The 11875-nt window shown below is 65.9% G+C and carries 10 protein-coding genes; 8 read left to right on the forward strand and 2 right to left on the reverse strand.

What is annotated here, in order from left to right; genetic code table 11:
* Nucleotides 1-2: 2 nt before the first annotated feature.
* From ACEN42_RS26690 to ACEN42_RS26725, 8 genes are read left to right on the forward strand one after another with little or no spacing between them, the layout of a single operon-like run.
* Nucleotides 3-1373 carry a CpaF family protein gene (locus ACEN42_RS26690; protein WP_371883611.1) on the forward strand — a complete coding sequence of 457 codons (1371 nt, stop codon included), beginning with the start codon at nt 3-5 and terminating at the stop codon, nt 1371-1373.
* On the forward strand, nt 1366-2334 hold the full coding sequence (locus ACEN42_RS26695; protein ID WP_371883612.1) for a type II secretion system F family protein: 969 nt from the start codon (nt 1366-1368) through the stop codon (nt 2332-2334). The genes ACEN42_RS26690 and ACEN42_RS26695 overlap by 8 nt, the downstream gene beginning before the upstream one ends.
* 2 nt (nt 2335-2336) lie before the next feature.
* Entirely contained in the window at nt 2337-3281 is a 945-nt protein-coding gene (locus tag ACEN42_RS26700; protein ID WP_371883959.1) for a type II secretion system F family protein, read from the forward strand.
* Between the two features lie 4 nt (nt 3282-3285).
* Nucleotides 3286-4011, forward strand: a complete 726-nt coding sequence (locus ACEN42_RS26705) for a pilus assembly protein (protein ID WP_371883613.1) — start codon at nt 3286-3288, stop codon at nt 4009-4011.
* Between the two features lie 22 nt (nt 4012-4033).
* Nucleotides 4034-4321 (forward strand): DUF3613 domain-containing protein, encoded by a 288-nt coding sequence (locus tag ACEN42_RS26710; RefSeq protein WP_371883614.1) that lies wholly within the window; start codon nt 4034-4036, stop codon nt 4319-4321.
* 6 nt (nt 4322-4327) lie between these two features.
* The gene (locus ACEN42_RS26715) at nt 4328-6049 is read left to right on the forward strand and encodes a TadG family pilus assembly protein (RefSeq protein WP_371883615.1); all 1722 of its coding nucleotides are present in this window, start codon (nt 4328-4330) and stop codon (nt 6047-6049) included.
* Between the two features lie 5 nt (nt 6050-6054).
* A complete protein-coding gene (locus tag ACEN42_RS26720) occupies nt 6055-7440 on the forward strand; it encodes a sigma 54-interacting transcriptional regulator (RefSeq protein WP_371883616.1) in 1386 nt (461 codons plus the stop codon).
* Nucleotides 7441-7456: 16 nt separating this feature from the next.
* Complete coding sequence (locus ACEN42_RS26725) at nt 7457-9364, forward strand: M60 family metallopeptidase (RefSeq protein ID WP_371883617.1); 1908 nt, start codon at nt 7457-7459, stop codon at nt 9362-9364.
* 78 nt (nt 9365-9442) lie between these two features.
* On the opposite strand, the gene ACEN42_RS26730 is transcribed toward ACEN42_RS26725, so the two are convergent.
* Together ACEN42_RS26730 and ACEN42_RS26735 are read right to left on the reverse strand one after the other, a co-directional pair.
* The gene (locus ACEN42_RS26730) at nt 9443-10327 is read right to left on the reverse strand and encodes an EAL domain-containing protein (protein ID WP_238216246.1); all 885 of its coding nucleotides are present in this window, start codon (nt 10325-10327) and stop codon (nt 9443-9445) included.
* Nucleotides 10328-10698: 371 nt separating this feature from the next.
* Complete coding sequence (locus ACEN42_RS26735) at nt 10699-11820, reverse strand: ABC transporter ATP-binding protein (RefSeq protein ID WP_187604344.1); 1122 nt, start codon at nt 11818-11820, stop codon at nt 10699-10701.
* Nucleotides 11821-11875 lie beyond the last annotated feature (55 nt).

Raw genomic sequence — 11875 nt, forward strand, 5'->3', positions numbered from 1 at the left:
CGATGGCTCAGGACTTCAGCAAGGACATCGCGTTCGCGAACGATCTGGCCGAAGACGCCATTGCGTTCGCGCATTCGCAGCAGTTTCAGGATGTCGCGACGGCGGCGCACGAGCATCTGCTTACGCGCATCGAGGAACTGGGCGCGGAGTTCGGCCGATGGTCGCGTCAGGCGATCCAGCAATTCGTCGATCTGGAGATGGACAGCTTCGTGCGGCTGCGGCGCGTGCCGCTGAACGAGAGCGAAGTGCGGCTGGTTGCCGCGGCGCTGACGAAGGAACTCGCGGGCTTCGGTCCGCTGGAAGACCTGCTCGCCGATGCCGCCGTCGAAGACATACTCATCAACGGCTATAGCGACGTGTATGTGTCGCGTCACGGCATGCTGGAAAAGATTCCGGTGCGTTTCGCGGACAACGCGCATCTGCTGCGCATCGTGCGTCGCATTCTCGCGCCGATCGGACGGCGGCTCGACGAATCCAATCCGATGGTCGATGCGCGCCTGCCCGATGGCGGCCGCGTGAATGTCGTGATCGAACCGCTGTCGATCGATGGTCCTGTCGTCTCGATCCGCAAGTTCAGGCGCGATCCGCTGCGCCCCGACGATCTGCTCGCCAACGGCACGTTCAATCAGGATATTGCCTCGCTGTTGCAGGCGGCGGTGGACGCGCGCTGCAACGTGCTCGTGTCGGGCGGAACGAGTTCGGGCAAGACATCGCTGCTGAACGCGCTCGCGTTCTTCATTCCGAAGCACGAGCGCGTCGTGACGATCGAAGATACGGCGGAACTCTCGCTGAATCATCCGCATGTGGTGCGGCTCGAAAGCAGGCCCGGCGGTTTCGACGGCGCGGGCGTCGTGTCGATCCGCGATCTGTTGCGCAATACGTTGCGGATGCGGCCGGACCGGATCATCGTCGGCGAAGTGCGCGGCGGCGAAGTGCTCGAAATGCTTCAGGCGATGAACACCGGCCACGACGGCTCGATGGGCACCGTTCACGCAAGCTCGCCGCGCGAATGTCTCTATCGGCTGGAAATGCTCGCGGGCTTCGCGGGTTTTCAGGGCACGGAAGCGAGTCTCAGACGACAGATCGCCAACGCGATCGATTTCATCGTGCAGATCGGACGGCTCTCGAACGGGCGGCGGCGCATTCTCTCCGTGACCGAAGTGACCGGCCTCTCCGACAACATCATCGCAATGCAGGAGTTGTATCGCTACGAGCCTTCCGTCGACGCCAGCGGCAACGAAGAAGATCGCTGGACCTGGCTCGGCATCCATCCGAGTTCGACGAAGCTCGCGAAGTTCCGGCAGTCGCTCGGCGTCGCGCTGTCGGAAGGCTTCGGACATTCGGGGCGTTTCGGCGGGGGCTTCAATGTATAGAGCCGTCGCCATCGTCGCGATGCTCGCGCTGCTGTGCGCGGCGGCCGCGCTCATGCTGTGGCGGCGCGGCACGCATACGCGCGAGCGCGCGCTGACCGAGCGCTTCGTCGATCGGCAAGTGCAGGCGCCTCGGCCGCAACGCGCTCCACGGCCCGTCGCGAGCGCGCCGGCCACGGCGGCGCCGAAGGGTATCGCGTCCGGCATCGTGTCCGGCGTCGCGCGTGTGCGTGCGGCGTTCGCGAATCTGATGCGCCGCGCGGGCATCGAACGTCCGCGCGCGCTCGCGGGCACGACGCTCGGCATCGCCGCGTGCGCCGGGCTCTGGTGCGCGCTGCGCGCCGGTCCGGTGATCGGCGCAGGCGTCGCCGCGCTCGTGCTCGCCGCCGTGTACGCATGGCTCGCGTGGCGCGCGCAGAAGCGCCAGCAGCGCATCGTGCGGCAACTGCCGCCGTTTCTCGATGGCATCGTGCGCATGATCGTCATCGGCCATAGCGTGCCCGCCGCGTTTCAGGCCGCGCTCGCGAGCGCCGAAGCGCCGCTCTCCGAATGCCTCCGGCGCGCGCTGCCGATGTTGCGCACCGGCGCGGAGATCGATCACGCGCTAGGCGCGGTCGCGCGCATGTATCGCGTGCGCGAGCTGGAGCTCGTCGGCTCGGTGCTGCGCGTATCGGTGAAATACGGCGGCCGCTCCGATGTCATGCTCGACCGCATGGCCGCGATGATGCGCGATCTGGAGCAGGCGAGCCGCGAGCTCGTCGCGCTGTCGACGGAAACGCGGCTGTCGTCGTGGGTCCTCGGATTCCTGCCGATCCTGCTCGGCGCGATGGTGATCGTGACCAACCCCGCCTATTTCGATGCGATGTGGAGCGACGCGCTCGGCAAGCGCCTCGTGTATGTCGCCGTCGCGCTTCAGATGCTCGGCGCATGGCTGCTGTACCGGCTCGCGAGACTCAGGACATGAACATGACGCCCGCCTTGCTCGGCGCTTTCGCGCTCGCAGCCGCCGCGCTCGCAGCGGGTCTGTGCGGCGTGCTCGCGCTCGGCCGCTACGCGCGCATGCAGCGTTCGGCGCGCACGCTCGATCACGCGTTGAAGGAGCGCACGACGACGCCGCCCGCGCAGGAGACCACGCCGCGAATAGGCGTGCTCGCCGCGCTCGGCCGCGCGAGCGCCGCGTGGCTCGATACGCCGTTCGGGCGCGTCGCGGTCGCGGAGGAGGATCGTCGGCTGCTCGAACGCTGCGGCTATCTCGACGCCGGCGCGCGCGGCCATTTTCTCGCGGCGCGCATCGCGGGGGCGCTCGCGGCGCCGCTCGCATTGCTCGTGTTCGGGCACGGCGCGGCGCACGGCGCGCGCTTCGTGCTGCTGCTGTTCATGGCGTTGTCGGCGGGCTTCATGGCGCCGAAGTGGTTCGTGCGCCGCCGCGCGAATGCGCGCCAGAGCGCGGTGAACGGCGAACTGCCGATGTTCGTCGATCTGTTGCGGCTGCTGCAAGGCGTCGGGCTGTCGCTCGATCAGAGCCTGCAGGTGATGATTCAGGACTTCAGGAACGTGCTGCCCGTGCTGTCGATGGAACTTGCGCTCGCGCAGGCGCAGTTCGCCACCGGCCGCACCCGCGAGCAGTCGATGAAGCGCCTCTCGACGAGTTACGACAACGAGGATCTCGCCGCGATCGTGCGGCTCATCGTTCAGGTCGAAAAGCACGGCGGCGCGGTGCAGGAGCCGCTCAGGCAATTCGGCGACCGCCTGCGCGAAACGCGCCGCGCGCTGCTGCGCGAGCGCATCGGCAAGCTCACCGTGAAGATGACGGGCGTCATGGTCATCACGCTCCTGCCGGCGCTGCTGATCGTCACGGCGGGGCCAGGCTTCATCGCGGTGGTGCGTTCGCTCTCGGCGCTTCATCGATAAAGGGATGCTCATGATTCGTGCACTCGTTCTGCCCTTGATCTGCGCGACGCTCGCCGCCTGCGCGACGAAGCAGGAAAACGGCTACGGCGTCGGCATTCAGGCCGAGCGTCAGGCCGCGCTCGATCAGGCGCAGCAAAAGGACGCCGCGCCCGACACGCCCGGCATGTATCTCGCGCTCATCGACCGGATGCAGACGCAGGGGCTCTGGTTCGCGTCGCTCGCGCATATCGACGCATACGAGCAGCAATACGGCGAATCGCCCGACACGATTCTTCTGCGCGCCGATGCGCTGCGTCAGACCGGCCAGCCCGACGCGAGCGCCGCCGCCTATGCGCGCCTCGCCGGCACGCCGCTCGCCGCGCGCGGCCTGCGCGGTCTCGGCCTGCTCGCGGGCGAGGCAGGCGATTTCGCGGGCGCGGCGCAACGCTTCGAGGCCGCATCGAAGCGTGCACCGACCGATGCGCTCACGCTGTCCGATCTCGGTTACGCGCGGCTGCGCATGGGCGATGTCGCGGGCGCGCGCGTGCCGCTCATGAAGGCCGCTGAGCTCGCGCCGAACAATCCGAAGATCCTGAGCAACGTCGCGCTGTTTCTGCTCGCGAGCGGGCAGGCGGCGAACGCGCAGGGCCTGATGACGCAGCAGAAGTTTCCGGCGGATGTACAGCAGGCGATTCGCGGCGATGCGAAGCGCGTCGCCGACGCGGCGCGCGCGAGCGTCGCGTCACGCTGATATCGACGATGAGGAGAGGCGGATGAAACGAATCGGCATGCTCGTGCTGTGCATGGCTTGCGGCGCATTGCAGCACACGGCGCGCGCGCAGAGCGCAAGCGAGATCGGCCATGCGACGCAGGCCTGGCTCACGCTTCAGGCAAGCAACGTGGAGTCGGCGCCCGCGCAGCCGATGCCCGGCGCGCAGGCGGGCGCGGCCTACGAGCGCTACCTCAAGTCGTTCGACACGCCGATTCCGGCGCGCTACGGCTCTTCGTTCGAAGACGGCGGGCGGCCGTCGCTCGACGTGAACTATCGCGACATGAACTGACGATCCATGACGACGCATCGATACATCGTGTCGACCCGGCAGCGCCAGCGCGGCGCGGCGGGCACGCTCGCGGCGATCTGGCTCGTCGTCGCCGTCGCCGCGCTCGGTGCGATCGATATCGGCAATCTCTTTTTCGCGCGGCGCAGCCTGCAAAGCGTCGTCGATCTTGCTGCGAGCGCGGGCGCGCAAGTCGTCGATGCCGCCTGCACGCGCGCGAAGGCCACCGCGAACGGCAGCGCGACGAGCAACGGCTTCGATCCATCGGCCGCGGGTCACGGCCTGACGGTCACGTGCGGGCGCTGGGACGCGCAGGCGAACGCCGCGCCCGACTACTTCTCGACGAGCGGCACGCCTGCCAACGCGGTGAAAGTAACGGCCTCGCGCACGGTGCCTTACTTCTTTCTCGGACCCGCGCGGCAAGCGACGGCGACGGCCATCGCCAAGTCGACGGACGTCGGCTCGTTCTCGATCGGCACGACGCTCGCGAGCATCGGAGCGGGCACGGTGAATAGCCTGCTCAATGCGCTGCTCGGCACGAATCTCAATCTGTCGCTGGTGTCGTATCAGGGGCTCGCGGATGCGCGCGTGCGTGTCGGCGATCTCGTCACCGCGGCGGGCGTCGGCACGGTCGATCAGTTGCTCGCGATGAAGCTCACCGCCGCGCAGATCGCTAAACTGATGCTCACCGCGTTGCAGACGACGAACGTGGCGAACGCGAGTCTCTCGACCGCGCTCGGCGCGATGGGCGCGATCGTCAACGCGAATATCCCCGGCAACCAGACGATTTCGCTCGGCAGCATCGATGGCGCGCCGGGACTGCTGTCGGTCGGGCTCGCGAATACGCAAAGCGCGCTCGATGCGACCGTCAGCCCGCTCGAAGCCTTGCTCGTGACGGCGGAGATCGCGCAGGCGGGCAAGGCCGCCGCGACCGTCGGCGCGGGCCTCACGCTGCCGGGGCTGATTTCGGCGGCGCTCAAGGTGCAGATCGTGCAGCCGCCGGTGCTCGCCATCGGCGAAGCGGGCAAGGACGCGAGCGGCAACTGGCGCACGTTCGCGCGCACGGCGCAGGTGCGTGCGTTCGTCGATGTCAGCGTGCTGCAATTGCCCTTGCCCGTGGGCTTCGGCGGCGCCCGGCCGATGGTGCATTTGCCGCTCTATATCGAAGTGGCGCCCGGCGCCGCGTGGCTCGTGTCGACGCAATGCCAGGGCGCGGCGTCGGCGCGCCGCTCGGTGATCGGCGTGCAGACGGGCATCGCGAACGTCTGCGTCGGCGACACGCCCGCGAACATGGGCGCGTTCAGTTGCACGCAGCCCGCCACGCTCGTCACCGTGCCGAATCTGCTGACCGTGAGCCTCGCCGCGAGCCTGCCCGCGACCATGCCCGCGTCCGCCGCGACGCTGTCCTTCGACGGCGTGAGCGGCAATGGCGACGACTATCAGACGGCTCCGTCAGCGCCGGGCGCGTCGCTCGCCAATGCGCTCTCGGGCCTCGGCGCGAGTCTCTCTGCCCCGGGCGGCCTCGCGGTCACGTCGCCGATCCTGCCGCCCTTGTTGCTCAACACCGTCGCGCCGCTCTTGCTCGGTCTTCTGGTGCCGATGCTCGCGACTGTGCTCACGGGCCTCGATCAGGTGCTCGTGCCTGTCCTGCAACTGCTCGGCGCGCAAGTGGGAACGAGCATGATTCACGACCTGTCGCTCACGTGCGGCGAGTCGCAACTGGCTTATTGAACGACATGAGACAGAACAGCAAAATCGATGGTCTCGATATCCACGTATGGGAGGGCAAGGCCGACGTCGTCGAGCGCGTGGTGCGTGCGATGTCGGGTCAGGACGTGGACGTGCTGCGCGCGGACGGCACGTCGATCAGCGCGCCGCGCGAGTCCGACCGTCCCGCGCTCGCGATCATCAGCGTGAGCGTGATCGACGGCGGCGCGTTCGTGTTGCGCGACTGGGAAGCGCGTCATTCGATGCCGGTGGTCTGGGTCGGCGCGGCGCCGCGCGAGCGCGATCCCTCGATGTTTCCGCCGGACTATTCGCATATCCTGCCGCTCGATTTCACCGGCGCGGAGTTGCGCGCGATGGTCGCGAAGCTCGCGCGGCAACTGCGCGCGCACGGCGAGGACACGCAGGCGTCGCACGCATTGATCGCGCATGCGGAGTGCATGGAGGCGCTGCTGCATGAAGTCGATACCTTCGCCGATTGCGACACGAGCGTTCTGCTGCATGGCGAGACGGGCGTCGGCAAGGAGCGCATCGCGCAACTGCTGCACGAGAAGCACACGCGTTATCGCGACGGTCCGTTCGTGCCGGTGAACTGCGGCGCGATCCCCGATGGCCTCTTCGAATCGCTTTTCTTCGGACATGCGAAAGGCGCGTTCACGGGCGCGGTGCTCGCGCACAAGGGCTACTTCGAGCAGGCGAACGGCGGCACGCTTTTTCTCGACGAGATCGGCGACTTGCCGCTCTATCAGCAAGTGAAGCTCTTGCGCGTGCTGGAAGATCAGGCGGTCACGCGCATCGGCTCGGCGACGCCCGTGCGGCTCGAATTCCGGCTCATCGCGGCGAGCAACAAGTGCCTGCCGCAACTCGTGAAGGAAGGCGCGTTTCGCGCGGACCTGTATTACCGACTCGCGGTGATCGAGCTGAAAATCCCTTCGCTCGAAGAGCGCGGCGCGGCCGACAAGATCGCGCTCTTCAAGGCGTTCATCAGCGAAGTCATCGGCAAGGAGAAGCTCGATGCGTTGCCCGAGCTGCCGTACTGGCTCGCGGATGCCGTCGCCGATGTGTATTTTCCCGGCAACGTGCGCGAGCTGCGCAATCTGGCGGAGCGTGTGGGCGTGACGGTGCGGCAACTCGGCGCGTGGGACGAAGCGCGCGTGAAGCGCCTGCTCGTGCTCGCACGCAATGCGAGAGCCGCACCGGAAGGCGGATCGGACTTGCTGGTCGATCGCAGCAAGTGGGACATGAACGAGCGCAATCGCGTGATCGCGGCGCTCGATGCGAACGGCTGGAGAAGACAGGATACGGCGCAGTATCTCGGCATCAGCCGCAAGGTGCTGTGGGAAAAGATGCGCAAGTTCCAGATCTTCGACGAAGAGCCGGAGACACGGCCGATGTAGCGCGGAGGATACGAGCATGCGATGGCGAGCGTGGCTGTTGATCCTGGCGTTGTGCGACGCGCATGCCGCGTCGCGCTATTACGCGCCGATGTCCTTCTACCCGCACGATGCCGTGCGCGTCTCGCGCTTTGCGGTGACGCCCGGCGCGATGCAGGTGCCCTACGGCGCGGGCGCAAAGGTCGGGGAAGGCGACTTCTATATCGTCTCGAACGCCTCGTTCAAGGCATTGACGGCGCACCAGCAAGCGGACGGCACGATCGCGCTCGTCCAGTCGAAGTGGACGCCCGAGCTGGCCGCGGCGCAGATATGGAGCGTCGATAAAGAGGGCAGCGGCTTTCGCCTGTATTCTAAGTTGTACGGACGATACGTGACGCTCGGCGCGCGCGTGGATCTCGAAGCGCCATCGGGCGAAGCGCGGCAGAACTGGAGCATCGAAGCCGATGCGAACGCGGTGACCATCGCGGCGACCGGCACGAAGACGGGTCTCGTCGTCGCGCATCATGCGCTGCGCGACGGCGCGTTGGTCGAAGCGAACGCGCAGGCCGGGCAATGGCGTCTGTACGAGGTGCACAACGAAGACGCCGAACATGCGTATCGCACGCTCGATGCAGCCCCGCAATCGACCTATGACAACGCCGCGAAGCGCTATCACCTGAGCGCGTATGCGCCCGATGCGATCGAAGCGGACAGGCTCGGCGGCTTTCGCTGGACCGACTCTCATCCGTCGGGGCTGTATGTGTCGAAGGGCGAGTCCGTCGTGATCGACGTGAGCGGTCTCGCCGACGACGGCCCCGATGGCCTCGTCATCATGGTCGGCAACAAGAACGGCTTCTACCGGCGTCAGCCCGCGGGCGATCCGCAGACGATCCTCGCGACGGAAGGGCGCAATGAGTTCGTCGCGTCGCGCGATGGCCTGCTTTACTTCGAATATATCGATAGCGGATTCAACGAGCGGCCGCGTACCTCGATCGATGTCTTCGTGCGCGAAGGCGGCCGTGCCGTGCCGTTCTATGTCGAAGGCACGACGACGCTCCTCGAATGGCGCGCGATGCTGCAACGCTACGCCGATGCGCCGCTCGTCGAGATGGTCGGCAGGCGCACGATGTTCACCGTCGCGCGTTCGATGTACGACAAGGCGGGCGCGGCGGACCCGGCCACGCTGCTCGGCTACGTCGAGCGCATCATGGGCTATCACGATGAACTGGCCGGGCTCGACGGATCGAGCGCGCTCGATGCGCCTTCGCCGTTGCGCGTGCATTTCGTGCAGGACGCGATTTCCACGCACGCGGAGTTGCAGAACACGTATCTGTACGCGACGTACTACATGATCGGCCTGCCTTTGAACAGCGCCGCCGAGACCTTGCTTCAGCCCGCGAAGGCCGATGAATGGGGCGTGTGGCACGAGATGGGCCACATGTATCAGCAATGGGACTGGACATGGCCGGGCGTCACGGAGACGACGGTGAACCTCTACTCGCTGCACGCGCTGCAGCGTCTCGATACGCCGATGGCTTCGCCGTTGCTACAGGTCGTCGATGCGCGCGGCAGAAAGAACCGGCTCGATCTCGCGGCGCTTTATCTTGCGCAGCCGTCGCGCAATTTTCTCGACGATGCGTCGTTTCCGGTGCCATCCGAAGCGCTCTGGATCAGGCTCGTGATGTACGAGCAATTGCGCCGCGCGCTTGGCGACGGCTTCTATGCGCGGCTGCACAAGTACTATCGGCTGCATCCGCTGATGGAGGATGAAGGCGGCGAGAAGCGCGAAGTGCAGACCTTCGTGCTGCGCGCGTGTATCGCGGCGAATCTGGATTTGAGGGATTTCTTCGAGCGATGGGGACTGCCGGTCGATGCGGGCACGCGCGCGGCGATCGGTGGGTTGAAGCTGAAGGCGCCGGCGATGGATTTGACGCGTACGAGGATTTGAAGCCAAAAAAAGACGCCGACGCGCGAGGCGTCGGCCAAGTTCTGGCTTTACGAGGGCTGCCAGAAACGCTTCGATACGTCACGCCGCATCGGCGAGCCGCATGCTCCGGGACTCGTCGCGCCGCGTCGTCCTGCGCCGCGTCATCGCGCGGCCGATACGCGCGCCGGGCACGTTATCGATGCCGAATGCGGGCCTTGCCAGAAAGAAGCCCTGCGCGAGCACATGCGGCCACTGTGCGAGCCACTGCGCCTGCGCCGCCGTCTCGACACCCTCGACGACGATCGCCACCTTGAGCCGCGTCAGCAGCGCGAGCACCGACGAAAACACCAGACACGCATTCGGGCAGCGCGGCGCTTCGGCCAGCAGTTCCTTTGCGATTTTCACAGTGCCGAAGTCGATCGGACCGAGCGCCGCTAGACACGAATAGCCCGTGCCGAAATCGTCCATCGCCACGCTCACGCCCTTGTTCTTCAGACGCCTCACTACCTTCGGCATCGACGGCATGCGCGCCAGATCCTCGCTCTCCAGCAATTCGAGTTCGATGCAATCGGGCGTTAGCCCGTGCGCGCGGCAGATCGAGTCCATGCGATCCGCGAAGCCGGGCAGCGCCGCGACCGATGGCGGCACGTTCACCGCGACCGAATAATGCGCGCCGCCGCGTGCTCGCCATGCCTCGATTTCGGACGCAACGGCGTCCAGCACGAACCATGTGAATTCGCGCATGATCTCCGCGTCCTTGAACGCGTCGCTGAATGCGCCCGGCAGCAATACGCCGTACTCCGGATGACGCCAGCGAATCAACGCTTCCATTTGCGCGAGTTCGCCGCTGTCGACTCGGTATATTCCCTGATAGGCGATGCAGAATTCTCCGGCCTTGAGGCCATCGAGTATGCGATGCCTGAATGCATGATCCGAGTTCGGCGCGGCTTTCGCGACAGGCGAGCCGTGTGTCGTTCTGTTCATGCTTGAGCCATCCCCTCCCAGTTGGTCGTGGGAGCGGTTGCACGACTCATGCCAGCCACGGCGTCTGTGTGCGATACCAAGCGGATCACGCCGGTCTTCCATGCAGGATAACGTTTGCGCGCCGTCTCAGACCGTCACGCTTGCGCTACAGAGCGTTACGTTGCGTTCAGGGTTACGTAACGAATTCGCGACGTGTTACGCGCTATGTGGGGTGCCGCACATAAGCGGCAGTTGCATCGAGCGGCATTGGGATGCGATTTTGCAGTTTGTGCCGGACGATCCTGGAACATTTGCAATCCCGACTAGCGACCTATGGACCGCGAGTGCCGGTCATCGCGCGATCAAAAAGCAATCTCCCGCGAACTTGATCGTCAGGCGGTCGCGGTCTGCTCCACTGGCCGCATCCGTTCGAGCGCGCTGCCGTCCTCGCGGAACAGATGCACGTGGCGAATGCTGAAGCCCGCGTTCAGCCGTTGTCCTTCGACGGCGGTGGATTCGCCCGAGCCTTTCACCTGAATCACGAGCTCGTTCGGCAGCCGCACATGCAACAGCGTCTCGCCGCCGAGATGCTCGATCACCATGACTTCGCCGGACAGGCCGCTGTCGATATCGCCGCCGCATGCCTCGATGAAATGCTCGGGCCGTATGCCGAGCGTGAGCGTTTCGCCCGCTCTCACCGTCGAAGCGGCGAACGGCAGAGTAAGCGGCTCGCCGCCGGGCAACTCGATGGTGACGCCCGCGGCATCGACGCGCATCACGCGCACGTCCATGAAATTCATCTTCGGCGAGCCGATGAAGCCCGCAACGAAGCGATTGTGCGGCGTGCGATACAACTCGAGCGGCGAGCCGATCTGCTCGACGCGCCCGTGATTCAGCACGACGATGCGATCGGCCATCGTCATGGCTTCGGTCTGATCGTGCGTGACGTAGATCATCGTCGCGTTGAGTTGCTTATGCAGCTTGATGAGTTCGAGGCGCATCTGCACGCGCAACGCGGCATCGAGATTGGAGAGCGGTTCGTCGAAGAGAAAGACCTTCGGTTCGCGCACGATCGAGCGGCCAATCGCGACGCGCTGACGCTGCCCGCCCGACAACGCACGCGGACGCCGTTCTAGCAACTGGCCGATCTGCAGGATTTCCGCCGCGCGATGCACGCGCTCCTTGATCTGCGCTTCGGGCAGCTTGAGCATGCGCAGCCCGAACGCGATGTTCTCGTACACCGACATGTGCGGATAGAGCGCATACGACTGAAACACCATCGCGACGCCGCGTTGCGAGGGTTCGAGATCGGTCACGTCTTCGCCGCCGATCAGCACTTGCCCCGAGTCGCTGCGCTCCAGTCCGGCGATGGTGCGAAGCAAGGTGGATTTTCCGCAACCCGAAGGACCGACGAAGACCATGAACTCGCGATCGGTCACCTCGATGTCCACGCCCTTCAGAACATCCACGCCCGCAAAGGCCTTGCGAATTTGCTGCAAATGAACTGCGCTCATACGTTGTCTCCCTGTGCCGCTGCGGCAATGCAGCATCGGACGCATCGTCGAATTT

The organism is Caballeronia sp. S22, from assembly GCF_964261745.1.
Lineage (GTDB): Bacteria > Pseudomonadota > Gammaproteobacteria > Burkholderiales > Burkholderiaceae > Caballeronia > Caballeronia jiangsuensis.